The sequence below is a fragment of the Jeotgalibacillus sp. S-D1 genome (genome assembly GCF_004358665.1).
In the GTDB taxonomy this organism is placed as follows: Bacteria; Bacillota; Bacilli; order Bacillales; family Jeotgalibacillaceae; genus Jeotgalibacillus.
In genome coordinates this window covers 19,914-45,596 of sequence record NZ_SMZR01000012.1, presented here as the reverse complement: position 1 = coordinate 45,596, position 25,683 = coordinate 19,914, and the positions used below count along the sequence as shown (strand labels likewise).

The window sequence follows — 25,683 nt, the reverse complement described above, 5'->3', positions numbered from 1 at the left end:
ATACCTGACTTATTGTCAGGATCCTTCTTTTTTGATTTGGTTCTTTTCTGCATTGATTTTTCTGTTTTTTTCTTCGTATTCCTCTTTATTGGCAAGATCATCTTGAATGGATTTCTCCCACAGTTTTACGCCTGAGCTGTATGAAGCACGGGCAATTAAGTGTCCTCCGACAGGAGCAGTAATCAGAACAAAGAATATTCCAAGCACTACCCGTGAGTTAAAGAGCCCTTCCTCTGTAAAAAAGAAAATCAAGGTACCAATCAGTATACACATAACGCCAAGAGTCGCGCTTTTTGAAGCAGCGTGGGTTCTGGAATATATATCAGGGAGACGTATTAAGCCAATCGCTGTTACGACGCTGAAAAATGCACCCACTGCTACGAAAAAGACGATGATAAAATCACTTATCCCGGTCACGTTGGATAATCTCCCCTTTCTCTAGATATTTGGAAAAGGCGACTGTCCCAATAAAAGCTAATATCCCAAGCAAGAGAATAACCTCTAAGAAAACACTTGTGCGCATCAGGATAGAAATAAGACCTATGACGGAAATCAAACCGATCCCCAGTGAATCAAGCGCTATGACCCGATCCGGGGTAGTAGGTCCTTTAATCACACGATAAACAATTCCGATCATAGACAGTACCACTGCAACAAGGGAGATGGATACGACAATGTCTAACATTATCGGCTCACCTCCATTATCGCTTTTTCAAAGCCATCTTTAATGGATGCAATGGCGCTGTTCACGTCTGGGATATTCAAAGCATGAATATAAAGTGTACCATTATCATCCGACACATCCATTACCAGGGTGCCGGGTGTAAGGGTGATCAGAAGAGAAAGCAATGTGACTTCCCAATCATGTTTTAATTCAGTGTCATATTTGAAAATGCCAGGCTCCATATTCATTTTAGGCTTTAATACAATGGCCAGCACTTCAAAATTCGCCTTGATCAATTCCCAGATAAACATGCCTGTTAACTTAAATATCGCAAGTACACGAACCATGTAAAAGCGGGTACTAAGAAATCGTCTCATTGCATAAATAACAACAATTCCCAGGAAGAAGCCGATTATAAAGCTGGCTAATGTAAAAGAACTTTGTAAAAACATCCATAGGAACGCCAGAAAGAAATTTAACAATAGTTGAAATGCCATATCACATTACTCCTTTAGCACTGCTTCTATATAGATTGCAGGGTTTACGAGTGGTTCCACTGCCTGTGTGATGAACGGACGCACCGCTTCTGCTCCGACACCATAGGCCACTGCAAGTACCATCAGTGCAGCAGCAGGGATCCACAGGCGGAAAGCAAGGTGTTTTTTTGCTCCGTGATACTCCTTTGGCGTTCCCCAAAAGCCATTTATGAAAATCTTCATTGCTGAATACAGAACAACTAAGCTGGATACCAGAATCAATAGCGGTCCTACAAAATCACCAGCGGTAAAGCCGCCTCGAATAATCAGCAGTTTTCCAACAAAGCCGCTTAACGGCGGTATCCCGGCTAGAGAAAGTGCAGCAACAAAATACGTCCAGCCTACCCAGGGATATTGTTTAATTAATCCGCCCATATCTTTTAAATGACTGGAACCGACGATCGCCATCATAATACCGATGAGCATAAACAGAGCGGCTTTAATCACCATATCATTCAGAAGATAGAATACAGCTCCTTCCAGTCCATCTGGGGTCATAACTGCAACCCCATATAAAATGACGCCGACTGCAATCATGATATTGTAAATAATAATCATTTTAACATCACGATAAGCAATGGCTCCGATGCAGCCCACAATAATTGTTAACAGGGCCAGCACACCTAATATGACGTGTGTATAGCCGGTTTCATGGTAGAAAAACAACGTGTACGTACGCATGATCGCATACACACCCACTTTGGTTAAAAGGGCTCCAAATAAAGCAAGCACCGGAATTGGAGGAGCGTGGTATGAACTCGGCAGCCAGAAGTACAGTGGGAAAATCGCACCTTTTAGGCCGAAAACTAAAAGGAAAAGGATAGCAATAACCGTGACAATACCAGGCTGATTAATCTCTGCTATCCGCTGTGAAACGTCTGCCATATTCAACGTGCCTACAACTGCGTATAAGTAAGCTACTGCTGAAACAAACAGAGCGGATGAAATAACGTTAATTAAAACATATTTAATTGATTCTCGAAGCTGTGCCTTTTTTCCTCCCAAAACAATCAGCAGGTAGGATGCAATTAAAAACACTTCAAAGAATACAAACATGTTAAATATATCACCGGTTGTGAAAGCACCGTTGATGCCAACCATTAAAAATTGAATGCCGATATAATAGAAAAAGCTTTCATGCTCTTTTCCCATATAAAAAATCGAATACCAGACCACAAACAGTACAATGATACTAGTCGTCAGCACAAGCAGGGCTGACAGCATGTCTGATACCAGTGGAATGCCGTATGGCGCCGGCCAGCTGCCAAGGTTAAGGGTCTGGATGCCGTTTTGTTTAACAGTTGCCACTAACACTGCGGACGCAATAATCGTTCCAATGGTTGCGACTATTGAAATCAGCCGCTGAGCTGCAATACGTTTCGGGAAAAACATTAAAATTACAGCTGTTAGCAATGGAATTAAAATGGGAAGGAGAGGTAAATTAATCATGGCTTTCAGTACCTCTCATTTTCTCCATATTGTCTGTTCCTAATTCCTGATAAGCACGGTACGCCAGGACCAGGAAAAATGCTGTTACCCCGAAACTAATAACAATGGCCGTCAACACCAAAGCCTGTGGCAGAGGATCTGTATAATTTGTAATCCCCTCTGTCAGAACCGGTGCAGCTCCTGTTTTTAATCCGCTCATTGTAAGAAGAAGCAAATGAGCCCCATGACTTAGAAGACCAGTTCCGATAATAATGCGCAGCAGGCTTTTTGAAAGCATCAAATAGACTGCGCAGGTAAATAAAATCCCGATTACGATCGACATTAGAATCTCCATTATTCACTCTCCCCTATCGTTTGAATAATGGTCATTGTTATACCTATAACGACTAAATACACACCTATATCAAATAAAACAGCAGTATGAAGTGATGTTTCACCTAACAAAGGAAGCTCAAAATAATCATAAGCATGTGTTAAAAATGGAACGTTGAATAACAATGCACCAGCTGAAGTCAAAACAGCAATTAATAAACCAAGTGCGGTCATTATTTTGTAATTGAATGGCAGGATGGTGTTTACCGTTTTCATGTCGTAGGCCAGCAGCAATAGAACAAGCGCCGCCGCTGTCATTAAGCCTCCAATAAATCCGCCGCCGGGTTCATAATGGCCTGCGAAGAAAAGATGAAGTGAAAATAAAATAATGATAAATGAAATGACTTTTGTTACAGTTTTCAGGATCAAATCATTCGGTTTTTTCATTCATTTTCCCTCCCTACACCGCGGAAACGAACCATTGCATAGATTCCAAAGGATGCAATTCCCAATACACAGATTTCAAACAAAGTATCGAAACCACGAAAATCAACGAGAATAACATTAACCATATTGCCGCCAGCTGCTAATTCGTACACATTGTCAATATGGTATTGAGATATTGACTCAAATGAACGGCTGCTGAAGGAAGAAATGGCAATAAGTGTCATGGTGAGTCCTACCGTAATGGACAGAACCGCATTTCCTAGACGGAATTTCATTCGCTCTTCTTTTCTGCTTATCTCAGGCAGATGGTAGAAGCACAACAGGAATAAAGCAACTGATACCGTTTCAATAACCAGTTGTGTAAGAGCCAGATCCGGTGCCCGAAACAGTACAAAGAATAATGCGACAGAATACCCCACAGCACCCAGCGATATGATGGATGTCAGACGAGACTTCGCAAAAAGAATCGTCACGGCAGCTGAAACGAGTACAAGGCCCAAGATGACCTCATATGAGCGGATTTCTGCCAGATTCGAGGTATCGATTGAAAAACCATCCGTAATCAAAAGGGTGGATAACAGGATAGCAGTAAAGAAAGAGAAGATATACACAAGATACGTTCTCATGAATCCTGTCATTACGCCGTTTGTTAATCGGTAGCCTCCAGTCTCGCTTCTGGAAAGACCGCCGTCATACAGTCCATTTAAGGTAAATCGATGTGGAATGCGATTGTATATGCTCTCCCATTTTGCAAGAGTGGAATACAGGACGATTCCTGTCAAAATAATTCCAATTGTCATAAATAGTTCTGGTGTAAATCCATGCCAGAAATAGATATCGACCTTTACCGTTTGACCTGCATCCACCAGGCTCGGCAGTATGGATTCTACTGCAGGCTTGATCATGCTGTTAGACAGCAAGTTCGGGAAGAAACCGAAAACGATGACAAGTGCAACCAGGATCAGCGGGGAAATCAGCATTCCCACCGGAGCTTCATGAGGCTTTTTAGGAAGTTTCTCGAACTGAGGTTTTCCCAAAAATGTTTTAAACACAAGCTTAATGCTGTAGACAAACGTAAAGACGCTCGCGATCCAGGCTAAAACAGGGAATAAAACGCCCCAGGTGCTTAAATTAAAAATATCCAATTCAAATACAGAAATCATCCCTGTTAAAAACATTTCTTTACTTAAGAAACCATTAAAAGGAGGGAGACCTGCCATCGAAAAACAGCCAATGATGGCAATTGTAAAAGTTATTGGCATTAAATTGACCAAACCGCCAAGCTTGCGTATATCACGTGTTCCGGTTTCATGATCAACGATGCCCGCCATCATAAACAGGCTTCCTTTAAAGGTAGCGTGATTAATCAGATGGAATACTGCAGCAATTGTTGCAATCATATACACGTTATCATCAAGCTGATCAAAATGCAGTGCAGCTGCGCCCAGTCCAAGCAGGGACATAATTAACCCGAGCTGACTAATAGTAGAAAAAGCTAATATGGCTTTTAAATCTGTTTGCTTAACAGCATTAAATGATCCCCAGAACAGGGTGAATATACCGAATCCTGCAACCAGCCATAACCATAATTCTGATTCTGCAAATACAGGACTCATCCTTGCAACAAGGTAAATCCCTGCTTTAACCATCGTTGCAGAGTGCAGGTAGGCACTTACAGGTGTAGGTGCTTCCATTGCATCCGGAAGCCAGATGTGAAAAGGAAATTGAGCAGACTTTGTGAAGGCACCCAATAGAATAAGTAGAAGTGCCGGAACAAACAGCGGGTCTGTCATAAAACCGGATGACATTCCAATCAATTCCTGGATGCTGAACGTACCGCCCATTATGTAGAGGAGTACGATGCCTCCAAGCATCGAAAGACCGCCGAAAACGGTAATTAACATTGATTTTTGCGCCCCGTAACGGGACCGCTCACGATCATACCAGTAGCCAATTAAAAGGAAAGATGAGATCGAGGTGAATTCCCAGAACATATATAGAACAATCAGGTTATCTGATAGAACTACACCAAGCATGGCCCCCATAAACATCAGCAAATAAACATAAAAGTTATGCAATGCTTCTTTTTCTTTCGCTAAATAGTAGATGGAATACAAAACAACGAGTGCTCCGATCCCTGTAATGAGCATGGCAAACAATAAACCTAGTCCGTCAACATGAGCAATAAAGTTAATTCCCAAAGAAGGAATCCACTCAAGCGTTCTTGTAACGGTTTGTCCGTCTCTGGTGAGAGGCATGTACTGAATAAAGTAAATAAACAACGCGAGAGGCACAAGCAGTACAAACCATCCCGTGTGAATATTTCGCAATCCCTTAAAAAGAAAAGGGATAAATACTGCCGACAAAAATGGCAGTACGATGGCTAGGTGAAGCAGCGACAACGAAAATCCCTCCTTTAACATACATCACAATAGGTTCCCCTAAACAGGACCTGCACATGTAAAAAAGGGCTACATCTGCACACAGTTTCTGCCTGCATACGCAGTCCTTTTGACATGACTAATTGATTACGCTGATAAAAGTATAACGTAAATAAACAATCTGTGCATGCTTGAAACTTCCGGCTTTCTGCACTTTGCAGTTGTCTATATATATGTAGAAAGAGGGATAAATAATTAAAATTTTTCATGATATTGTCGAATATTGGCGGTTGTTTTCCGACTTTTATTGACAAAATTCTTTATCAGGACCTTTTCTTTCCACCTGCAAACCATTATTATGTAATGGAATAAAGGAGCGTAAGAAATGAAAAATACATACATAACAGGTTATATTCCTCTTTTTTCAATCCTCATGTTCAGCTTGACTTTTTCTGTATACGGAGTGGGATCTTGCATTGATCTTTTTAAAGCGGTAGGCATTTATGCTGGAATGAAGGAATTTCTTACTGACATTCAGCTTAAAATAGTTATACTGTTTGGGCTGATGATCATTTTCTTTATGATACTTGCATCTCTGAAGCTAATTGCTGAAACAATAAACTCTGCCGCATTGCTGTTTTTCTCAAAGGAGAGAGATGGAAAGGCGCTGCAGCAGGCGAGGTCAGGGTCGATGATTTATCTAACAGGATCACTGCTCAGTGCTGTCAGTCTGCATTCATTTATCGGCCTGTTCGTTATCTTTCTCATTACATCATTTATCTATTTTATTTATTTTGTTGTGAAAGTAAGTTCAAAGCTCAGTTTGAAAGGTACAGTCGGGGTTATTCTATTTGAAATCATGACCTGGCTTCTCCTCTTATCGAGTGTTCTGTTTGTTGCGGCAAGTCTGTATAACGGCATTATGGAAAGTCTGCCAATATTGAAACAGGTATAAAAAATCTTCGGTCAGAAGAGTAAAAAAGCAGAAGAAAACTCAGTAAATAAAAAAGGATGGGACAAATGTGTCTCATCCTTTTCTATCCGGCTCAAGCGAGTCAAATCCTGTAGGAGTCGCCACATACCGCTCCGCTCACCTCATCGTTACAATTGCAACTGACTCAATTTACATGAGTCTTGGAGTTAGGTCACAGCCTCTGATTATTTCATCATATCGCGCCAAATATGCTGGGCGGGACGGTCCAATTCAATGCCTTCCATGCTTTTTGGAAGATCGTGACCTACCCATACCCCCGCAGTATATTGGTCTGTTAATCCCATGGTCCAGAAATCAAGAAATTGATTGGTTGTTCCAGTTTTGATGCCGGCATAAGGTTTATGAACAAAAGCGGGCCTTGCTGTACCGGATGTCGCCGCTGCTGACAGCAGCTCTCTCATCTTTTCAGTCGTCTCAGCAGACCATATTTCCTTTCGTTCTGCCGGCCATTCATATAGTACATCACCGGCTTTGTTTTTAACAGATTGAATTGCATGAGATTTGGAATAGGTTCCGTCAATAAAACCTGTGTAGGCGTCTGTCAATTCCAATGGAGTCATTCCGTAAGTAAAACCGCCCACAGCAGCAGCTAAAGAGTAATCGTCTTTTACAAGATGCTTGAATCGGTAGGGTTTCATGTAGTCAAAGCCCGGTTGAATGCCAAGTTGGTCCAGAAGCCATATTGCAGGCGTATTTAAGGACTGAGTAAATGCCTGTGAAAGAGTAACCTTGCCATATACAGCTCCTCCGTAATTTTCCGGACAATAGCTCTCAGTGCAATAATTGTGTCCTTTTACCAGCTGGGACAGCAGCGGACGATACTGTTCAATATAGGGAGCGTATACCAAAAGCGGTTTGATTGTTGAACCGGGCTGCCTCACCGCCTGATAGGAGCGGTTAAAATTGTACTTTTGATAGTTTTTGCCACCGGTGACACTGACAATCTCACGTGTATCATTTCTGATAATAACACTTGCGCCTTCTACCTTTTTATAAGGAAGATGCTTGCGCAGCGAGCTCACACTTTTTTCCTGAAGAGCGGGATCAAGTGCAGTCTGGATTGTTATCCCGGAATCCAAGACTAGACGGGTTCTTGCCGAAAGTTCATCAAATATCCGGGATTTTTCCTCCTGGGATAGCGCCTTCTCAATTCTTTCAGTGTAGCCTTCTGACATCGATATCAAATCCATCAGTTCTTTTTCAACATATACGGCATAGTCAGGGTAGAGGTCGGCATCTTCATATAAATCTAAAGCGATGGATTCGCTTTTTATTTTGTCAGCTTCTGTTGCTGTTATGTTTTTTTCTTCTGCCATTAAATCAAGCAGCCGTTCCTGCCGATCCTTTGCCGCATCAAAATGCTTAACTGGATCGTATTTTTCCGGATTATTTGGTATGGCGGCTAAAAATGCAAGCTGTGCATCAGTCATCTCAGACAGACCCTTTTGGAAATAGTAGAAAGCAGCTGACCGAACTCCAAAAATGCCGTTGCTGTAATAAATATTGTTTAAATAGCTTTCTAATATCTGATCTTTGGTCATTGATTGCTCAAGCTTGTAGGCATAGACCATTTCCGTCAATTTACGGCTATAGGTTTTTTCCTGCGTTAAATAAAGATTGCGCGCAAGCTGCTGCGTTATGGTGCTTCCGCCCTGCTCAATATGAGTGAACACCAGGTTCTTAACCACTGCACGTAATATGGCGCCTGCGTCAATGCCAATGTGATCATAAAAATTGCGATCCTCAGAATATACGGTCATCTCTTTTAAAAATTCGGGAAGGTCTTCGCCTTCTGCATACAGACGAAAGTCCGGGGAGGCTTTAGAAAAACGCTTTCCATAACGGTCGGTCAGAAAGCTTGTCTCCCGAGGTAACGCTGCACTTTCACCAACCTCTGCGGACAGGGCTTCGTTAAAAGAAGTAATACGTTGATACTCTTTTTGAGTTCCGATCAAAAGGAAAATACATAAAGTAGTCAGCAGCGCTATAGCTGCATATCCAATGATTATGCGCATAATGGTTCACTCGTTTCTTAAATTAACCTGATGGTCCATCTGCAGACATTACTTGTTTGCGGCTCCACCATAAGAGAATAAAAGCGGATAAGAATAACCCGCCGGTTACATAAAACACAGAAGAAATCCCTATAGATCCAGCGATAATTCCACCAAATGCAGGTCCTGCAACATTACCTAGAAATCGGAAGCTTTGATTATACCCAAGCACTTCCCCCTGCATGGAAACAGGAGCTGCATGACGGATAAAAGCGGTAACACTTGGTATAATACCGCCTATTGCTATCCCAAACAGGAACCTTAAAATAATTAGCTGCCAAAGCTCTGTTACAAGTGCTTGCGGAATAATAAAAAGCGCGGACAAAATTAACAGCAATGTCAGGACTTTTTCGTAACCTATGGCATCGCCGAGTCGTCCCCATGACCGGGTGGCGATCAAATTGCCAAATCCGGTGGCAGAAAACGCCAGGCCTGACAAAAAGGCAATATTGGCTGCTGCGGTAAGAGTGCCTACATATAGGGCAAGAAGAGGCTGGATGCTGAAGTTGGCCATTTGCACCATAAAAGAAAGGATCATGACGGTCAGTAAAAGCCGGTTATGTGCAATATGCCGGAGAACCTCTTTTCTTGTATAGGCATCCTTATTTTTATTATCGGCTGTTTTTTTCTTTTCTGAAATACCGATCATAACAACAGTGGCTGCAACGGCAATTGAGGCCGCTGTAATCAAAAAGGTGTAGCTGAAGCCAAAAGAATCCGCCATAAATCCGCCTATAAGCGGACCAAATAAGCCGCCGGTTACAGTCCCCATTTGAAGAGTTCCCAGGGTTCTGCCGGCTATACTTTTAGGGGTTTGAGAAGAGATAAGTGCAAGAGACGTCGGGATAAAACCGGTGACGATCCCCATAAACATCCTTAGAATAAAAAGACCATGGACCGATTGAATAAATCCCATCAAAAAAATACTTAGTGCAATTCCATAACCTGTTATAAGTAGTATCGGCTTATAGCCGAAACGATCGCCAAATCTGCCCCAGATGGGCGAAACCAGGAATGCGGTTAAAAAGGTAACGCCAAAAACAAGACCTGACCATCTTTGAACGTAATCATCCGAAAAATTCCCCATCGTATCAATATATAACGACAAAAAAGGCAGAATCATGGTTGCACTTGCAGAAACCAGGAAATTTGCAATCCACATAATAAGTAAGTTTTTCTTTTCGATTGTCATTATGACACCTTCTTTTTCTTGGAACTGACACGAGTCATTGCCCGTAATGTTTCGTTTTTCTAAATAATTATACAGCATCGATTTTTGAGCGCAATAGAAGAAAGGCATCAGGAATTGTCGCAAGAAAATTCAGACTTCAATCCCTTCTCCCTGCACAACCGTGTTATAATTAATCAAAATCTTAATCGGTAAGAGTCGTTTATATTGGAAGAGTCCAAGGTGCAAGACGGGATTAATAAAGCTTATAGATAAAGATCTTGCATATGGTTTTGTAGAGATCAAAGCTGGACAAGCCAGGACAAGCTTTCACTTACGGTTTGTACAGAGAAGGGAGAAAACGTATGAATGGGAATGCTCCAACGTTAATCTTTATTGACTTTGAATTTTCGATGCCTGAAGGAAAAGGACCTAAAGGATTTTTTCCGGAGATTATTGAAGTGGGCTTGATTAGCGTTCAGGAACGGACAGAATCAAATCAATTTTCCAGTTATGTGAAGCCCAGAGTATTTAAACGGCTGTCAAGAAGATGCCGCTCATTTTTAAGTATTACCCAGGATAATGTGGACAGCGGGATTACACTTGCAGCACTTGTAAAATATCTCGCCAGCTTGAATAATGGGGGAAATAACAAAGTAGTTACCTGGGGAAATATGGACATGCGTGTACTGAGGCAAAATTGTGACAGGGCGCGGCTGCCATTTCCTTTTTCGGGAGAGTTTATTGATCTTTCAATGGAGTACAAACGATTTTTTGGGGATCGAAATCAAACGGGATTATGGAAGGCGGTACAGGAATACGGACGAGACGGCGTAGGTAACCATCACAAGGCATTGGATGATGCCATGACCACCTACCATATTTACCAGCTCGTTGAAAAAGATAAAAGCTATCTTAATAAACTGGAGCCTACTACCATTGGTGAACGCATCGATTTATCAAAACTCCAGCACTTGCTTGTTCAATAAAAAACGACAGAGAACGAACTGGCTGGTTTGTTCTCTGTCGTTTTTTATTTAGTTTATTTTGAATCTAACAGAGCGCACTCATATTAAAAATTAATGGAATACATTAATTCATATTCTTTTTTTACACCCTGGAGAGCCTTCAGACTTTTTTCGTTAAAAGCGCCGGACTTTGCTGCCAATTCATTTTCAAGTATTGCCACCTGAGATTTAAGGCTTTCATAGTAATCACCGACCATTCCATCATACGGCTTAATCATATTCATAGGGATATTGGCTCGTTCGTTAAAAGAGAGGGCTTTGCGTTCATGGAATAATGGAACTTCCGCTTCGTTTGGGTTATGCAGATCTCCTTGTCTTGGATGCCTTGTTACTTCCTTAATTTGCACGACTGCATAGGTTCCTTTGTTTTCTGTAATTTGTCCTATATAGGCACCTGTTTTATAAAACGCACGCACAACTTGTCCAATTTCAAATGATGACATGTTTATCTCTCCTTTCATCATGAATATATTGTAAAGGAAACGGATGATTTTTTGTGCTTTTTACGGTAAAGTATTTTATGGAGGCGAAATATATGAAAATTAAGTTAATGAGTATTGTTTTTGTATTGATGCTGTTTTTGGCTGCATGCGGATCCGGCAATGAAGAAGCATCCAATGAAAATTCAGAGGCGGATTCTTCAGAAGAAACCGAGCAAGGTACTGAAGAACCTGCTGGTGAACCGGGAGTTTACCCGCAGCTGAGTGAAGAAGCGGGAGAAAATGAACCGGTGGTTGAGATGACAACCAGCAAGGGTGTAATTACAATTAAGCTTTTCCCTGAGTATGCCCCAAAAACAGTAGAAAACTTTCTTACACATAGTAAAGATGGCTACTACGATGGAGTAACCTTTCACCGGGTAATGAATGAGTTCATGATCCAGGGTGGTGACCCTGAAGGCACAGGAGCAGGTGGAGAAAGCATTTATGGTGAATCATTTGAAGATGAATTTTCCGAATCACTGTTTAATCTGCGCGGGGCGCTATCAATGGCTAACGCTGGACCTGATACGAATGGAAGCCAATTTTTTATTGTGCAGAACACAAAAGCCGATGAGAGTTTAATTGGTCAAATGACAGAGGCAGGATATCCAGAAGAGATCATTCAGGCGTATGAAGAAAATGGCGGCACGCCGCATCTGGACAATGCTCATACGGTTTTTGGACAGGTTATTGACGGTATGGATGTAGTCGATGAAATCGCTGCAGTGGAAGTAGACCCCCAAAGCAGCAAACCGAATGAAGACGTGATCATTGAATCCATTAAGGTCACGAAAGAATAATGCAGGCGAATGAAAGAGGCTGGGACAAATGTCTCAGCCTTTTTAACCGGTTCAGTGCGCTTTCCGCTCCGTTCACCTCATTGTTGCAAGTGAAATAGATTCAATTCACATGGCTTTTGGAGTTATGATGTACTACCTTCATTTTCCTTTGAGCAGATGCTGAAAGTTAATACCGGTTTTGATAGACATCAAATAAATAAGCAAAAGCCTCCGGGCTGTGCCTGAGTTTTTTGGCTGAAGGACCGTTCTTCTGATAAAGGGATGCTGTAAGCATCGTCAATAAGAGGATAGTGCTGCATAAAAAGATAAAACATAATATACCTGAGATTAGAAACATACGATCACTCTCCTTTAATTTAATAAGAACATAATTTATGAAACGCATTTCATAGCAAGAAAAAGTTTTTAAAAAGGTGAGACCATGACAAATATTAAAGACATAGCCAAAATGGCGGGGGTCTCGGTTACAACCGTTTCCCGGGTACTTAATCATCATCCTTATGTCAGTAAAGAAAAAGAGGCCGCGGTTAGAAAGGCTATTGAGGAAGGCAATTATCAGCGAAATATTAATGCAGTCCACTTAAGTAAAGGGAAAACGCAGCTTGTGGGGGTAGTAGTTCCTTTTTTGAATCACCCCTATTTCGGCATGCTGGTTGAAGGGATTGCAAATGAAGCAGTAGCTCATAATTTCAAGCTTGTGCTGATCCAGACAAATTATCAGGAAAATAGAGAGATCGAAGCTCTGCACATGCTTAAGTTAAAACAAATAGATGCTTTAATCATTTGTTCCAGAAGTTGCGAATGGGAGATCGTGGAGGATTACATTTCATACGGCCCAATAGCAGTATGTGAAGAGGCGGGGGGCAGAAGTATTTCTTCGACCTATATCGATCACTATAAAAGCTTTACAAAAGCATTAACCTATTTACATCAAAAAGGGCATGTGAAAATCGGCTACTGTTTAGGAAGAAGATCCGGCGATAACAGCAGGCAAAGAGAAGGGGCCTATCGTGACTTTATGAAGAAATTGAACCTCCCGCAGGTTCAGGGATATATTTTTCATGACTGCTTCAACCTTGAGGACGGGGAAAAAGTAGTACAGGAGCTTATAAGGATGGAAGATCCTCCTACTGCTTTGTTAGTATCAAGCGACCAGGTGGCTGCCGGCATTCTTGCCTGCTGTAATGACAAATCCATAGGAGTGCCTGACAAGCTGGCTTTAATGGGTTTTGATAATCAGCCTATATCAAGGATGATGAACATCACCACACTCCATATTCCTTTAAAGGAGATTGGCAGAAAACTCTTTTTGCAAGCAATCAATGCCAATGAGGTTTCTCATGAAGAAATGTCGGTTACATTAATCGAACGATTATCGGTTTAGTGATGAATTATTATGTTTTTTAAAGTAAGGCTTTGTTGATGTGTTTAAAACAACCGTTATGTTTTACAAAGCCAAAAGCAAAGGGGAATTAATTACATGACGTTTACAGAAAAGTTGGACCGTTATGCAGAGCTTGCTGTCAAGGTGGGAATAAACATCCAGCCAGGGCAGTATCTATGGATTTCTGCTGCATTAGGGACAGAAACATTTGTTAGAAAAGTAGTCAAGCAAGCATACGAAGCCGGCGCAGGAAACGTCCACGTACAGTGGCATGATGAAGGAATTACGCGGCTGCACTATGAGGCTGCACCTGAAGAAGCGTTTCATAACTATCCTCACTGGCTGGTTCAGGCGCATGATGATCTGGTCGATAAAAAAGGGGCGATACTCCAGATAGAATCAGAAGACCCTGATCTGCTAAAAGGAATTCCATCTGAACGAATTACAGCTTTTGCAAAAGCAAAAGGGGAAGCACTGGATTCCTTTTACGGTGCAATAGAAACCGATGAGATCAGTTGGTCCATCCTTGCTGTGCCGTCCCAAAAATGGGCTGATAAGGTATTTTCGGACATTGAAGAAAGCTTAAGAATTGAAAAACTCTGGGAGACCATTTTCCAAACAGTTCGGATTGATAGTCACGATGCCGTGAAAGAGTGGAGAGACCATATTGACCGATTGGAAAAAAGAGCTCAGGCATTAACAAACAAGAACTTTGCGAGTCTTCACTACAAAGGGCCTGGCACCGATATTACAGTGCAGCTGCCGGAAGACCATATCTGGCTTACTGGCAGCAGTAAAAATAAAAATGGGCATGCTTTCATAGCCAATTTGCCAACAGAAGAAGTCTATACCGTACCCCATCGTCTGGGCGTAAACGGTGTAGTATCAAACACCAAGCCCCTTGCTTATCAGGGAAATATAATTGATGGGTTTTCCTTAACATTTAAAGAAGGCGAAATTGTTTCAATTAAAGCAGAAACAGGGCAGGAACTGCTGGAGAAAATTGTGGGGATGGATGATGGCTCGTGTTATCTTGGTGAGGTTGCGCTTGTTCCGAATGAATCGCCTATTTCGGACTCAGGCATTTTATTTTTTAATACTTTATTTGACGAAAATGCCTCCAACCATTTTGCCATTGGATCCTGCTATCCAACTTGTGTAAAAGGAGGCAGTGAAATGAATGACCTTGAAAGAGAGGTCCACGGCTTAAACGATAGTGTCGTGCACGAGGATTTTATGATTGGATCTGCTAAAATGGATATTGATGGCGTCCATCAGGATGGCACAATCGAACCGGTATTTAGAAAAGGAAATTGGGCATTTTAAACCAGTCCTCTCTTGCAGAACGGTTTTATTCACTGAATTTTCACCGGGGAGGTATAACAATCCAGCGGTCTTGTTGATATAATGGAGCCACCATGCCGGGAAAGGATGAGGTTGCATGTATCAATGGTTTATGTTGAATTTATTTTTGTATTTTCCAGAAGATAAGACTGAATACATTCCAGCAGCGTTTTGGATGCTGCTCTTTCTTGTTATAACGGTTTTGACATTTCGATGGATTCTTCGTGTTTCAAAAAAACAGGAAGAGAAAACACGTAAGCTTGAAGAAGAAGTGACACGTCAAAACCAGCAGCAAAAGCCTTAATTATTTCCTTGGAAATAATTCTATATACCTAAAAAGCCGAATCACTCCCTCGTATTTGAGGAAGTGACTCGGCTTTTTTAAATTCGCTTGATCGATATGGCATTTCTCATTTTTTCCAGAGAGTCCTGGCCGTTTTTTTGAAGAGAACGCATGACACTCACATATAAGGCGTCAATATAACTTAACTGCGCGATCCTGGAGGATAAGGCTTCTGAACGATAGTCAGTTTCGTCAGAAATGGTATAGAGCGGAATGTCCACCTGTTTACTAAGTGGTGATTTCGCCAAATTTGTTATGGCGATTGTTTTTGCTCCGGTTTTACGGGCAATTTGGCAGATTTTCAATACATCTTTTGTGGACCCCGAATGAGAGATGAACACTGCACAGTCCTGTTCGTTCAGCTGTGATGCACTCATGATCTGTATATGGGAATCTGTCGGGGCCGATACATGAAGACCTGTACGAATAAATTTATGATAAGCATCCATTGCAAGAATATAAGAACCGCCGCTTCCGTAAAACTCAATCTTACGTGCCTGAAGTAATACTTCTGTCGCTTTTGCAAGCTCGTCAGGATCAATAATCTGCATCGTATCCTCTAGGGTTTTCATATTCGAGCGGAAAACCTTGTCGGCAATTGTTTTTGTATCATCCTCTTCCGTTATTTCATCATGAATATTTTTTATAGGGGTTACAACCTCTGAAGCGAGGGCAATTTTCATTGACTGGTAGCCTGTAAATCCGATGCGCTTGCAAAATCGAAATACGGTTGAATCAGCTACATCGAGTTCTTCAGCAAACTGTGTAATCGTTAAATGAATAATATTTTTGGGGTCATTTAATATAAAATCAGCAATCTTGGTTTCTTTTTCGCTGAACCTGGAATAAAGCGATCTTATTTTTGCCAGACATAATTGGTGAGTAATATCCATGTGAAAAACTCCATTTCTTTTCAAAATTTATTAAAGGAACAAATAATCTGCAGGTAAAAAAGTTTGAAAACTTAGTAATGTTCAATCAGGGGAATTCCACACTATGTTTCCGTTTACATTTTTCTATTGATGCAAACGGACGTTTTGCAAATTTTTTAATCGGCCTGATGCCTGTTTTATTCATGTTTCTATTATAAAAGAAAAATTTTTTATTTGAAAGCGATTGCAAAAGAAATTTTTTTCTTTATAATAACAAATGGGAAGAAAATATTTTCGAAACAGGAAGGTGTACATATTGAAAATTGGCATGATTGGCTTAGGAAAAATGGGCTTTAATTTAGCATTGCAATTAAAAGAAAGAAATTATAATGTAGAAGCATTTGATTTAAATGAAGAAGCGGTGAAAAATATTTCCGCAAAAGGCATCTCAGCACATGCTTCTATTTCGTCTCTGGTGGAATCATTTCAAGAACAAAGAATTTTATGGATGATGGTTCCTGCCGGGGATGCGACGGAAGCTGTATTTTCAGAGCTGTTGGAGAAGGCAGATAAAGGAGACATCATCATTGACGGCGGAAATGCCCATTATAAGGATTCGGTTCGCAGAGCCGCGCTGGCAAAGGAAAAGGAAATGTTCTTCTTTGACTGCGGCACAAGCGGTGGCATGGAAGGCGCTTTAAATGGAGCTTGTTTGATGGTAGGCGGAGATGAAGAGAAGTTCGGTGACATTGAACCGGTTTTTCGTGATTTATCTGTGGAAAATGGTTATGTTCACACTGGTCCTGCGGGAAGCGGCCACTATTTGAAAATGGTTCACAATGGGATAGAGTATGGCATGATGCAGGCTATTGCAGAGGGGTTTGAAGTATTGGATAAAAGCCCGTTTGATTATAACTTTAAAGAGGTAGCAGGCGTATTTAACAACGGATCTGTTATTCGTTCCTGGTTAATGGAGTTAACGGAATCAGCTTTTACAAAGGATGAACGCTTATCTTCAATCAAAGGTGTCATGCATTCATCAGGCGAAGGCAAGTGGACTGTTGAGGAGGCATTAAACCTTCAGACGGCAACGCCAATTATTGCGCTGTCACTGATGATGCGGTACCGTTCTCAGGAAACCGATACCTTTTCAGGAAAAGTGGTTGCAGCATTACGAAATGAATTCGGCGGACATGCGGTCGAGAAAAGCGAATAGGAGGTTATACACATGGATGGTTCAATGTTGATTTTAATTGCAGTAGCAGGTATTTTCTTATTGCTTTATTTGGTAATGGGAGTAAAGCTTCATGCGTTTGTGGCACTATTACTTGTTAGTTTACTAGTTGGTGTGGCAGCCGGAATGCCATTAGGTGACATTCTATCTTCCGTTGAATCCGGAATGGGTGGAACCCTTGGATTTGTAGCAGTGGTTGTAGGTCTGGGAGCTATGTTTGGCCGGATGCTTGAAGTTTCAGGCGGTGCTGAGCGACTCGCTCAAACATTGATTGGAAAGTTTGGGGAAAAAAATTCACAATGGGCTCTTGGGATTACCGGCTTTATCGTCGCCATTCCTGTCTTTTTTGATGTAGGGTTTATTATATTAGTGCCTATCATCTATGGATTGGCCCGCAAAACAGGGAAGTCTCTATTATTCTATGGTATTCCGCTTTTAGCAGGTTTAGCGGTAACGCATTCATACATACCGCCAACGCCTGGTCCGATTGCAGTTGCTACGATCATTCAGGCTGATCTTGGCTGGGTAATTCTTTTTGGTGCAATTGCAGGTATTCCTTCAATGATTATTGCCGGTCCTATTTTCGGAAAATTTATCGCAAAAAGAATTCATGTAGTTGTACCCGAATACATGGAAGTAGATCAGAAAGAATACGATAAAGACCTTCCCAGCTTTGGTTTAATTGCATTTTTAGTATTTATTCCTTTAATTCTTATTTTGGCAAATACTTTATCCGGAGTTCTTCTGGATGAAGGAAACGCCATTCGTTCATTTTTAACGTTCCTTGGTCATCCATTTGTTGCATTAACGATTGCGACGCTGTTGACCTTTGTCTTGCTGGGAACACGCCGCGGCTATACCCGTGATGAAGTTCAGGATATTGCAACAAAAGCGCTGGAACCTGCTGGAATCATTATACTTGTGACAGGTGCAGGTGGTGTTTTTAAACAAATTTTAATTGATTCAGGTGTTGGAGAAGTGTTGGGACAAATGATGGCAAACTCATCTTTGCCGCCAATTTTGATGGCATTTGGAATTGCCGTGTTAGTGCGGATTGCGCAGGGTTCTGCAACCGTTGCCATGGTAACAGCTGCCGGACTTGTGACACCTTTAATTGAAACAATTGGCTATACAGGACCGATTTTAGGGCTGATTGTAATTGCCATTGCAGCCGGTGCTACAGCGGTTTCTCACGTAAATGACTCGGGATTCTGGCTGGTGAACCGATATTTCGGTCTTGATGTAAAGGACACCTTAAAAACGTGGACCGTCATGGAGACCATTATTGGGGTCGTAGGCTTCCTGGTTGTATTCATTATCAGTCTGTTTATATAATAGAATTAACCTAAAAATAAATCAGTACTATACATGATAAATTTAAGAGAGCTGACAAGTTGGTTTGTCAGCTCTTCACTCATTTTCAGGCAGGAGGATGTAGCGTTATGCAGCATACACATATGATCGGTGTCGATATTGGTACAACGAGTACAAAAGCAGTTGTATTTAAGAAAGATGGAGAATTTGTTTCCAAAGAAAATATAGAATATCCTTTATTTACACCAAATCCCGAGACAGCGGAACAAGACCCGGACCTTATTTTTCAAGCTGTACAGGAAGCCATCCGCTCCTCCATTGAACAAAGCGGTATGTCGCCTGAATCAATCGGATTTGTTTCGTTCAGTTCAGCTATGCACAGCGTCATTGCTGTAGATTCGGCAGGAAATCCGTTAACCCGCTCGATTACATGGGCAGACAACAGAAGCAATGAATACGCAAATAAAATTAAAAACCAAAATGGACATGCGATTTACATGCGGACAGGCACTCCGATCCATCCCATGTCGCCTCTTGCTAAATTGGCCTGGCTTCACGCAGAAAAGCCTGAACTTTGCAGTAAGACCGCTAAATTTATTTCGATAAAAGAGTATGTATTCTTTAAACTTTTTGGTACATATGAAATTGACTACTCGATTGCATCTGCAACTGGCATGTTTAATCTTAAGGCGCTGGATTGGGATGAGGAAGCTCTCCGCATTGCCGGCGTGACACCTGATAAGCTATCAAAGCCTGTATCCACAACTCATTCCTTGAGAGGTTTATCACAAGCTGATTCCAACAAAATGGGACTGCTGCCTGATACACCATTTTACCTTGGAGCAAGTGACGGCGTTCTTTCCAATCTTGGTGTAAATGCCATTGAAAAAGGAGCGGTTGCTGTTACAATCGGCACCAGCGGAGCGATCAGAACGGTGACTGACAAACCTGTTACTGATCCTAAGGGACGAATTTTTTGTTATGCGTTAACGGAGGACCACTGGGTAATTGGCGGACCGGTAAACAATGGCGGAATGATTTTCAGATGGCTGCGCGATGAATTATGCCAGGACGTCGTTGCAGAGGCAGAAAAGCTTGGCCTTAATCCGTACGATATTCTGACAAAAGCCGCTGATAAGGTTCCCCCTGGCTCACACGGCTTGATTTTTCACCCTTACATGGCTGGGGAAAGAGCCCCCATATGGGATGCAAATGCCAGAGGATCGTTTTTCGGCTTAGGATTAAATCATAAAAAAGAAGATATGGTTCGCGCTGTACTGGAGGGAATCTTATTTAATCTTTACAGTGTTTTGCTTGCGCTTGAAGAACTGATCGGAGAACCGACTCGGATTCAAGCTACGGGCGGTTTTGCCCAGTCAGCAGTACTGCGTCAAATGATTGCCGATATTTTTAATCATGAGGTTGTTGTTCCTGAAAGCTTTGAGAGCTCATGTTTTGGCGCGTGCGTTCTTGGCCTGTATGCATCCGGGGAAATGAAAAACCTGGAGGATGTAGGTATGCTGGTAGGGGCTGTACACAGTCATCTGCCGAACCAAAAAGCAGCAGAAGCCTATCAAAAAATCATCCCGATGTTCATTCGCTTATCCAGAATGTTCTCTGAAGAATATGAAGAACTGGCTAAGCTTCAGCGGGAATTGAGATAAAAAAACTGCTCCCTTGCAAGATTATGCAAGGGAGCAGTTTTTTTATTGGTTAGAAAATGCATGCTTCAGCCGTTTTACTCCTTCTCTCACAACTTCTCTTGAACAGCCGATATTCATACGAACAAAGCCTTGACCGCCTTCACCATATTTTTCTCCTGGTTCAAGTGCCAGCTTGGCCTTTTTCAATAAAACGTTTTGTACTTCTTCATCCGTTTTATTTGTTTCTCTGTAATCAATCCAAAGCAGATAGGTGCTGTCCGGTTCAATCAGATAAACCCCCGGGATGTCCTTCAATGCATCGCGGACCACCGAGACATTGCCTTCAAGATACGTAATAAGAGATTCAAGCCACTCTTCACCTTCTGTATAAGCTGCTTCCATGGCAGCAATTCCAAATGTATTAAGCGTAAAGAACCCAAGCCTGGTTTGTTCTGCTTTAATTTTTTCGAGGATCTCCTGATCAGATGCAATAATGGCAGAAGCCTGCAATCCAGCTAAATTAAAGGTTTTGCTCGGTGCCACAAGCGTAATAATATGCTCATGAAGATCGCCTGCCAGGGCTGTTGGCACATGTTTCGCATGACGGTAAATTAAATCAGAATGGATTTCATCTGAAATAATGATCACATCGTGCTCCCTGCAAAGGAGGCTCATTTTATTAAGCTCTTCTTCTGTCCACACTCTTCCGGACGGATTATGCGGGCTGCACAGCAGGAAGATGGATGTTTCTTTTAATTTTTCTTCAAAATCAGCCCAGTCGATTTCATATCTGCCATCAATTTCTTTTAACAGCGTGGTTTCAAGTTTACGGTCATTTAACTCAACCATCTGGAAAAAGGGCGTATACACAGGTGTCATGGTTAATACCTGCTGACCGGCCTCTGACAAGGCCCGTATAATAACTGATATTGATGGGACAACACCAATTGAATAAAGCAGCCAGGACGGTTTAATCGACCAGCCATGGCGGCGGTCCAGCCAGGATGCAACGGCCTTTCCTGTTGAATCGGGAACAAATGTATAACCGTAGGGAGGCTGCTTTAATCGTTTATCTAAGGCATTAAGAATGGCTTGAGGTGGTTTAAAATCCATATCAGCAACCCACATCGGAAGCAGATCCTCATGGCCAAAAACGGTTTTTAGCATGTCCCATTTCACCGAATGGGTGCCTGCTCGTTCAATTTTCTGGTCAAATAAATCCATTTCAGTCACTTCCTTTTCAATTCTCTTTTCTATGTTATGATAGATTCAACTATTTTCAAAATGATTAGGTGGGGCACATGGATACAAAAGAGATGAATTTTAAATTAGTTGCCTTATTACAGGGATGGGATCCGTTTAAAAAAGGTGAAGAAGCATATGATACCGAAATTCCGGAGGTTATCCAGGCTGTTCACAATCTGCATCATCCTTCCGACTTAGCCAAACGCATCCAGGCGATCTATGAGATTTCCCATGATCAGTGGATCCCGCTGCAGGACTGTACCAAAATATCGTATAAGCTGCTCGCAGTAAAGATGGAAGCAGCTTGCAGCATATGAAAAAAGCGGTTGACTATCCCATGATAGCAACCGCTTTTTTGTTAAAGAATTTCAAATGACTGAAGGAAAATAACAATAATGGCAAGGGGTGCCAAGACTTTAATCACCCAATACCAAACGCTCATCCAGCTTGAATAGCCGCCTGCACCATTTCCTAGCTCTGCGAAGACGTCCTTCTTTTTAAGCTTATATCCGATAAACAGGCAGATAAGCAATGCGCCTAATGGAAGACCGAAGCTTGAAGTGAAATAGTCTGCAAAATCAAAAATCAGATAGCCCATGATGGTTACGTCAGTCAATACTCCAAAGGAGAGCGCACTTGGAATGCCTACGGCAAAAATGACCGCTCCAGCTATCCATGTATATTGAGTCCGTTTTCGATCCCGTCCTCTTGAGAAAGAAGCCACTACGATTTCCAGGATGGAAAACGCAGAAGTTAATGTAGCGAAAAGCAGCAGGACAAGAAATACAAACATGAATATTCCGCCGAATGCTAATTGATCAAATACGGCAGGCAGCACCACAAATACCAGCCCGGGACCTTCACCAGGCTCAAACCCTAAAGCGAAGACAGCCGGGAAAATGACCAGTCCAGCTAAAATGGAGATCACAATGTTTAGAGTAGCTACAGAGATCGTAGAACGTCCCAGATTATCCTCGTCGCTTAAATAAGAGGCATAGGTAATCATCACTGATACCCCCACACTCAGCGCAAAGAACGACTGCCCCAAGGCAAGTAGCATCGTCTCACCGGTGAAATAGCTCCAGTCCGGAATAAATAAGTAAGCAATTCCTTCTGATGCACCTTCCAATGTCATCGATCGTATGGCTAAGATCACAAAGATAATCAATAGCGCCGGCATCATAATAACACTGGCCTTTTCAATCCCATTTTGAATGCCGCCCTGCACCACAAATATAGTCATCAGCATAAAAATGAGTTGAGCAGCCAGCACTTCAACAGGATTGGATATGATGGAATCAAACAAAGCTCCATACGATTCCTGGGAGAGGCCGCTCAATCCGCCCGTCACACTTCTTGCCAGATAAGATAGAATCCATCCGCCAACAACACTGTAAAACGATAAAATAATTATGGCAATAATTGTTCCGATAATCCCGATAATCGGCCAGCCGGTGGAAGGGGCTAACTTTTTAAAGGCCGTAATGGCATCGGATTTTCCTCTACGTCCAACTACAAATTCAGCTAAGAGAATAGGTCCAGCGATTAATATAGTAAATAGAATGAAAAATAGCAGAAAAATACTGCCACCATTTGCTCCAGCCATGTAAGGGAATTTCCAGATAGCGCCAAGGCCGATCGCAGACCCGGCAGCCGCTAATACAAACCCCAATTTTGAAGACCATTGTTGATTACTCATTACGTATCTTCTTCCTTTCATTCTTCTAATGATTTGTACATGCTACTACAATTTTGTCGAATTTTGAAGAACAAATTAAAGATTTGTCGGAAAATTTATTGTTTATCTTTAATGAACACACCAATTATGGAATATTTGCCTATATAATGGAAATGAGAGAGAAAAGGAGGAGGTCAAATGGAGATAAATAAACCTGTGACCTTGCCGCCGGATGAAAATGACCATAGGTTTGAAAAATTTATCGAGCAGCATTTACATAAAATCACGCAGTTTCTTATACAAACAGGAATCGAAAGGGATCGGGTTGCTCCTATAGCATGTGCAATTTTGGACAAATATAAGCATGATTCTGCATATCTCTCCAGGACATCATCATTGGATATCTATAGAAAAACCTACTTATTCCTTCAAAATGAAACTGCGATTTCAGAAAGCAAATCGAAAGCAAAAGACAGATTTTTATCCTTGCAAGAGGACATTGAACTTCATGAAGCTATTCAGCAGCTTAGTTTAAAAGAGCGTGCTGTACTTGCGTTGTCTTTCTTTCATTTACAAAAAAACGACTCCATCAGTAAAATCATTCAGGAAGAACCTGAAGAAATATTGTTAATTCAAAAGCACGGGATCCGCTCCCTTAAAGAGCTGCTCGCAGAAAAAGATCAATTTGAATTAAGCGATGATCAGTTGCTAACATCACTTGAGTTTTTACGAAAGTCCTATGCCAGTGTTCCTAAGCCTTCTGTTCGGACTGTGATTGGACAGGTCAGGGAACAGGTTCCGCAGAATGAGAGCCTGATAAAGAAAAAACGATTCCGCTGGACCGGAATTGCGGGTACATTAATTGTATTTTTAATCGTCCTTATATACAGTTTTTCTTTTATTAACGAAAAGGAGTCAACTGAAAGTTCTTCAAACGCCGGGAGTTCACCAGAGCTGTCTGAAGAAAAATTGAATGAACTGACAATTGAGTTTGATGAGAAGCTTGCTCTGCTTTCGTCTGCATTGGGGTTGACCGACGAAGAAACGAGGTCGCTGGAATTTGTAAAGCAGGCAGAATCGCAGCTTGTTCACTTTCAATCGTTTAATCAGATGGATGAGTCTCCTGAAAATAAACAGGAAGTTATCGAGAACTTTGATGAATATAAAAAACATATTCTTTTGGAACTGAGCACCCCTCTGGAAATGTTTTTTTCGTATGCAGAATTGGTGACAGAATATGGAGAGGACGGAAGTCTTGAAAAATCGGATTTCCTAACTCAGGTTCTTCATTACCGATTAACTGAAGTTCAAAGAATCTATACGGAAAAGCTGAATCATAAACAGGATAACACTGGAGATTTAATCGGGCTTATAAGAGAAAATGGCTTTGAAGTGCACTACGATAATCAACAGTCCGCATATGTTGTCCAGCCGGGCGGAGATGTATTGGAAGAAACGATTGCCTCCTTGCACCCGGTATACCGTGAATATTTGCACACTGCATTTTCATTTCCTTACGTGGAAAACAATAAAATGACAGTGCCTTATGAGGAAGTTCCTCTCACGCTTTTGAAGATGGAGGATTTTTTAAAGGATATGTCTGCTGGTGAAGTGGAAAGAATGATGGTCTACGATCAGCTGGCAATGGAATATAGCCAGCTGCTCAATCATTTTATTTTCGGTTCGAGCAGTGAGCCTCTATTTGACAACGGACGGTTAAAAAAAGAAGTAAAAACAGTCTGGGAAAAGATAATGGATGAGAGAAATCCTCAAGAGTACCAATTTGCCGGTGCCGTTTATGACCAGTATAACCTGCTGGCTCAAAAAGATTTTAAGCAGGCAGGGACAGTCACTAAACAGGTAACAACTTCTTATACTCCCCAGTGGTTTGAGCAAAGCGAGGAAGTTTCAGGTTTTGCCATTCCTTTAGAAGGCGAGCTGTCAGAGCGATTTACAGAATTCCAGCAAGACAATAGTGAGGAAACGACGAAGGACTTAACGGCAACAGAAGTCGTTCTTTTCTATTTGCATGCTGTATTCATAGGTGATGCTAATGCTATATATACTCTGATGTCAGAGGAACCCGGCCTTCCGTCCCGGGACGATTTTGTGAAAGAAACCAGTGAAGCCCTTCGATCCAGCCAGCAAAATAGCACCATAACAGACATTTTTGTTGAGAGCTCGACCCCGGAAGGAAGCATTGTCCGTATACTGTTTGAAAATGGGGGTACACGAACCATTGAACTCGTAGAGCAGGGAAATGGGTTGAAAATTAAGTTTGATGAAAAAAATCCACTTCAATAAAATGGAT

The 25,683-nt window shown here is 41.7% G+C and carries 25 protein-coding genes; 11 read left to right on the top strand and 14 right to left on the bottom strand.

Annotated features, from left to right (window positions below; translation table 11 throughout):
• Window positions 1-15: 15 nt before the first annotated feature.
• From mnhG to E2R51_RS18945, 7 genes are read right to left on the bottom strand one after another with little or no spacing between them, the layout of a single operon-like run.
• Window positions 16-417, bottom strand: a complete 402-nt coding sequence (gene mnhG, locus E2R51_RS18975) for a monovalent cation/H(+) antiporter subunit G (RefSeq protein WP_133378652.1) — start codon at window positions 415-417, stop codon at window positions 16-18.
• A complete protein-coding gene (locus E2R51_RS18970; protein WP_133378651.1) occupies window positions 401-685 on the bottom strand; it encodes a Na(+)/H(+) antiporter subunit F1 in 285 nt (94 codons plus the stop codon). Before E2R51_RS18970 ends, mnhG begins: the two co-directional genes overlap by 17 nt.
• Window positions 685-1,161, bottom strand: a complete 477-nt coding sequence (locus tag E2R51_RS18965; protein WP_133378650.1) for a Na+/H+ antiporter subunit E — start codon at window positions 1,159-1,161, stop codon at window positions 685-687. Before E2R51_RS18965 ends, E2R51_RS18970 begins: the two co-directional genes overlap by 1 nt.
• 6 nt (window positions 1,162-1,167) lie before the next feature.
• Window positions 1,168-2,649, bottom strand: a complete 1,482-nt coding sequence (locus tag E2R51_RS18960) for a Na+/H+ antiporter subunit D (RefSeq protein ID WP_133378649.1) — start codon at window positions 2,647-2,649, stop codon at window positions 1,168-1,170.
• Window positions 2,642-2,983: a Na(+)/H(+) antiporter subunit C gene (locus tag E2R51_RS18955; RefSeq protein ID WP_133378648.1), complete on the bottom strand. Its 342-nt coding sequence runs from the start codon at window positions 2,981-2,983 to the stop codon at window positions 2,642-2,644. The genes E2R51_RS18960 and E2R51_RS18955 overlap by 8 nt, the downstream gene beginning before the upstream one ends.
• Entirely contained in the window at window positions 2,983-3,408 is a 426-nt protein-coding gene (locus tag E2R51_RS18950) for a Na(+)/H(+) antiporter subunit B (RefSeq protein WP_133378647.1), read from the bottom strand. The genes E2R51_RS18955 and E2R51_RS18950 overlap by 1 nt, the downstream gene beginning before the upstream one ends.
• A complete protein-coding gene (locus tag E2R51_RS18945; protein ID WP_133378646.1) occupies window positions 3,405-5,810 on the bottom strand; it encodes a Na+/H+ antiporter subunit A in 2,406 nt (801 codons plus the stop codon). The genes E2R51_RS18950 and E2R51_RS18945 overlap by 4 nt, the downstream gene beginning before the upstream one ends.
• Window positions 5,811-6,174: 364 nt before the next feature.
• Here E2R51_RS18945 and E2R51_RS18940 point away from each other — a divergent pair, with 364 nt between their 5' ends.
• Window positions 6,175-6,744, top strand: a complete 570-nt coding sequence (locus E2R51_RS18940; RefSeq protein WP_240733140.1) for a DUF5366 family protein — start codon at window positions 6,175-6,177, stop codon at window positions 6,742-6,744.
• 203 nt (window positions 6,745-6,947) lie between these two features.
• Here E2R51_RS18940 and E2R51_RS18935 read toward each other — a convergent pair whose 3' ends face one another.
• Both E2R51_RS18935 and E2R51_RS18930 read right to left on the bottom strand, forming a co-directional pair.
• Window positions 6,948-8,798 (bottom strand): transglycosylase domain-containing protein, encoded by a 1,851-nt coding sequence (locus tag E2R51_RS18935; protein WP_133378645.1) that lies wholly within the window; start codon window positions 8,796-8,798, stop codon window positions 6,948-6,950.
• A gap of 22 nt (window positions 8,799-8,820) precedes the next feature.
• A complete protein-coding gene (locus E2R51_RS18930; protein ID WP_368773691.1) occupies window positions 8,821-10,107 on the bottom strand; it encodes an MFS transporter in 1,287 nt (428 codons plus the stop codon).
• Window positions 10,108-10,370: 263 nt separating this feature from the next.
• Here E2R51_RS18930 and kapD point away from each other — a divergent pair, with 263 nt between their 5' ends.
• Entirely contained in the window at window positions 10,371-10,994 is a 624-nt protein-coding gene (gene kapD / locus E2R51_RS18925; RefSeq protein ID WP_133378643.1) for a 3'-5' exonuclease KapD, read from the top strand.
• A gap of 83 nt (window positions 10,995-11,077) precedes the next feature.
• Here kapD and kapB read toward each other — a convergent pair whose 3' ends face one another.
• On the bottom strand, window positions 11,078-11,476 hold the full coding sequence (kapB, locus tag E2R51_RS18920; RefSeq protein WP_133378642.1) for a kinase-associated lipoprotein KapB: 399 nt from the start codon (window positions 11,474-11,476) through the stop codon (window positions 11,078-11,080).
• 92 nt (window positions 11,477-11,568) lie between these two features.
• Between kapB and E2R51_RS18915 the strand changes: the two genes are divergently transcribed.
• A complete protein-coding gene (locus E2R51_RS18915; protein WP_133378641.1) occupies window positions 11,569-12,315 on the top strand; it encodes a peptidylprolyl isomerase in 747 nt (248 codons plus the stop codon).
• A 166-nt stretch (window positions 12,316-12,481) separates the two neighbouring features.
• On the opposite strand, the gene E2R51_RS19900 is transcribed toward E2R51_RS18915, so the two are convergent.
• Entirely contained in the window at window positions 12,482-12,652 is a 171-nt protein-coding gene (locus E2R51_RS19900) for a hypothetical protein (protein ID WP_165967280.1), read from the bottom strand.
• Window positions 12,653-12,736: 84 nt separating this feature from the next.
• On the opposite strand from E2R51_RS19900, the gene E2R51_RS18910 reads away from it, so the two are divergent.
• The 3 genes from E2R51_RS18910 to E2R51_RS18900 all read left to right on the top strand — a co-directional run bounded on the left by E2R51_RS18910 (window position 12,737) and on the right by E2R51_RS18900 (window position 15,347).
• Entirely contained in the window at window positions 12,737-13,699 is a 963-nt protein-coding gene (locus tag E2R51_RS18910; protein ID WP_133378640.1) for a LacI family DNA-binding transcriptional regulator, read from the top strand.
• Window positions 13,700-13,795: 96 nt separating this feature from the next.
• Complete coding sequence (locus E2R51_RS18905; protein WP_133378639.1) at window positions 13,796-15,025, top strand: aminopeptidase; 1,230 nt, start codon at window positions 13,796-13,798, stop codon at window positions 15,023-15,025.
• A 115-nt stretch (window positions 15,026-15,140) separates the two neighbouring features.
• Entirely contained in the window at window positions 15,141-15,347 is a 207-nt protein-coding gene (locus tag E2R51_RS18900; protein ID WP_133378638.1) for a hypothetical protein, read from the top strand.
• A gap of 77 nt (window positions 15,348-15,424) precedes the next feature.
• On the opposite strand, the gene E2R51_RS18895 is transcribed toward E2R51_RS18900, so the two are convergent.
• Complete coding sequence (locus tag E2R51_RS18895; RefSeq protein ID WP_133378637.1) at window positions 15,425-16,279, bottom strand: MurR/RpiR family transcriptional regulator; 855 nt, start codon at window positions 16,277-16,279, stop codon at window positions 15,425-15,427.
• Between the two features lie 256 nt (window positions 16,280-16,535).
• Between E2R51_RS18895 and gnd the strand changes: the two genes are divergently transcribed.
• The 3 genes from gnd to gntK all read left to right on the top strand — a co-directional run bounded on the left by gnd (window position 16,536) and on the right by gntK (window position 20,470).
• Entirely contained in the window at window positions 16,536-17,474 is a 939-nt protein-coding gene (gene gnd, locus E2R51_RS18890) for a phosphogluconate dehydrogenase (NAD(+)-dependent, decarboxylating) (RefSeq protein WP_368773690.1), read from the top strand.
• Window positions 17,475-17,486: 12 nt separating this feature from the next.
• The gene (locus E2R51_RS18885) at window positions 17,487-18,827 is read left to right on the top strand and encodes a GntT/GntP/DsdX family permease (RefSeq protein WP_133378635.1); all 1,341 of its coding nucleotides are present in this window, start codon (window positions 17,487-17,489) and stop codon (window positions 18,825-18,827) included.
• A gap of 107 nt (window positions 18,828-18,934) precedes the next feature.
• The gene (gene gntK / locus E2R51_RS18880) at window positions 18,935-20,470 is read left to right on the top strand and encodes a gluconokinase (protein WP_133378634.1); all 1,536 of its coding nucleotides are present in this window, start codon (window positions 18,935-18,937) and stop codon (window positions 20,468-20,470) included.
• A 42-nt stretch (window positions 20,471-20,512) separates the two neighbouring features.
• On the opposite strand, the gene E2R51_RS18875 is transcribed toward gntK, so the two are convergent.
• Window positions 20,513-21,673, bottom strand: a complete 1,161-nt coding sequence (locus tag E2R51_RS18875) for a MalY/PatB family protein (RefSeq protein WP_133378633.1) — start codon at window positions 21,671-21,673, stop codon at window positions 20,513-20,515.
• 77 nt (window positions 21,674-21,750) lie between these two features.
• Between E2R51_RS18875 and E2R51_RS18870 the strand changes: the two genes are divergently transcribed.
• The gene (locus E2R51_RS18870; protein ID WP_205703351.1) at window positions 21,751-22,011 is read left to right on the top strand and encodes a DUF1871 family protein; all 261 of its coding nucleotides are present in this window, start codon (window positions 21,751-21,753) and stop codon (window positions 22,009-22,011) included.
• Window positions 22,012-22,052: 41 nt separating this feature from the next.
• On the opposite strand, the gene E2R51_RS18865 is transcribed toward E2R51_RS18870, so the two are convergent.
• The gene (locus tag E2R51_RS18865; protein WP_133378631.1) at window positions 22,053-23,393 is read right to left on the bottom strand and encodes a sodium-dependent transporter; all 1,341 of its coding nucleotides are present in this window, start codon (window positions 23,391-23,393) and stop codon (window positions 22,053-22,055) included.
• Window positions 23,394-23,570: 177 nt separating this feature from the next.
• Between E2R51_RS18865 and E2R51_RS18860 the strand changes: the two genes are divergently transcribed.
• Complete coding sequence (locus E2R51_RS18860) at window positions 23,571-25,676, top strand: sigma-70 RNA polymerase sigma factor region 4 domain-containing protein (protein ID WP_133378630.1); 2,106 nt, start codon at window positions 23,571-23,573, stop codon at window positions 25,674-25,676.
• Window positions 25,677-25,683: the final 7 nt, after the last annotated feature.

What these genes read in the sequence shown, in the direction of transcription:
- E2R51_RS18970 (WP_133378651.1), bottom strand. Translation starts at nt 685, where the DNA reads ATGTTAGACATTGTCGTATCCATCTCCCTTGTTGCAGTGGTACTGTCT.
- E2R51_RS18965 (WP_133378650.1), bottom strand. Translation starts at nt 1,161, where the DNA reads ATGGCATTTCAACTATTGTTAAATTTCTTTCTGGCGTTCCTATGGATG.
- E2R51_RS18960 (WP_133378649.1), bottom strand. Translation starts at nt 2,649, where the DNA reads ATGATTAATTTACCTCTCCTTCCCATTTTAATTCCATTGCTAACAGCT.
- E2R51_RS18955 (WP_133378648.1), bottom strand. Translation starts at nt 2,983, where the DNA reads ATGGAGATTCTAATGTCGATCGTAATCGGGATTTTATTTACCTGCGCA.
- E2R51_RS18950 (WP_133378647.1), bottom strand. Translation starts at nt 3,408, where the DNA reads ATGAAAAAACCGAATGATTTGATCCTGAAAACTGTAACAAAAGTCATT.
- E2R51_RS18940 (WP_240733140.1), top strand. Translation starts at nt 6,175, where the DNA reads ATGAAAAATACATACATAACAGGTTATATTCCTCTTTTTTCAATCCTC.
- E2R51_RS18935 (WP_133378645.1), bottom strand. Translation starts at nt 8,798, where the DNA reads ATGCGCATAATCATTGGATATGCAGCTATAGCGCTGCTGACTACTTTA.
- E2R51_RS18930 (WP_368773691.1), bottom strand. Translation starts at nt 10,107, where the DNA reads ATGCTGTATAATTATTTAGAAAAACGAAACATTACGGGCAATGACTCG.
- kapD (WP_133378643.1), top strand. Translation starts at nt 10,371, where the DNA reads ATGAATGGGAATGCTCCAACGTTAATCTTTATTGACTTTGAATTTTCG.
- kapB (WP_133378642.1), bottom strand. Translation starts at nt 11,476, where the DNA reads ATGTCATCATTTGAAATTGGACAAGTTGTGCGTGCGTTTTATAAAACA.
- E2R51_RS18915 (WP_133378641.1), top strand. Translation starts at nt 11,569, where the DNA reads ATGAAAATTAAGTTAATGAGTATTGTTTTTGTATTGATGCTGTTTTTG.
- E2R51_RS19900 (WP_165967280.1), bottom strand. Translation starts at nt 12,652, where the DNA reads ATGTTTCTAATCTCAGGTATATTATGTTTTATCTTTTTATGCAGCACT.
- E2R51_RS18910 (WP_133378640.1), top strand. Translation starts at nt 12,737, where the DNA reads ATGACAAATATTAAAGACATAGCCAAAATGGCGGGGGTCTCGGTTACA.
- E2R51_RS18905 (WP_133378639.1), top strand. Translation starts at nt 13,796, where the DNA reads ATGACGTTTACAGAAAAGTTGGACCGTTATGCAGAGCTTGCTGTCAAG.
- E2R51_RS18900 (WP_133378638.1), top strand. Translation starts at nt 15,141, where the DNA reads ATGTATCAATGGTTTATGTTGAATTTATTTTTGTATTTTCCAGAAGAT.
- E2R51_RS18895 (WP_133378637.1), bottom strand. Translation starts at nt 16,279, where the DNA reads ATGGATATTACTCACCAATTATGTCTGGCAAAAATAAGATCGCTTTAT.
- gnd (WP_368773690.1), top strand. Translation starts at nt 16,536, where the DNA reads ATGGGAAGAAAATATTTTCGAAACAGGAAGGTGTACATATTGAAAATT.
- E2R51_RS18885 (WP_133378635.1), top strand. Translation starts at nt 17,487, where the DNA reads ATGGATGGTTCAATGTTGATTTTAATTGCAGTAGCAGGTATTTTCTTA.
- gntK (WP_133378634.1), top strand. Translation starts at nt 18,935, where the DNA reads ATGCAGCATACACATATGATCGGTGTCGATATTGGTACAACGAGTACA.
- E2R51_RS18875 (WP_133378633.1), bottom strand. Translation starts at nt 21,673, where the DNA reads ATGGATTTATTTGACCAGAAAATTGAACGAGCAGGCACCCATTCGGTG.
- E2R51_RS18870 (WP_205703351.1), top strand. Translation starts at nt 21,751, where the DNA reads ATGGATACAAAAGAGATGAATTTTAAATTAGTTGCCTTATTACAGGGA.
- E2R51_RS18865 (WP_133378631.1), bottom strand. Translation starts at nt 23,393, where the DNA reads ATGAGTAATCAACAATGGTCTTCAAAATTGGGGTTTGTATTAGCGGCT.
- E2R51_RS18860 (WP_133378630.1), top strand. Translation starts at nt 23,571, where the DNA reads ATGGAGATAAATAAACCTGTGACCTTGCCGCCGGATGAAAATGACCAT.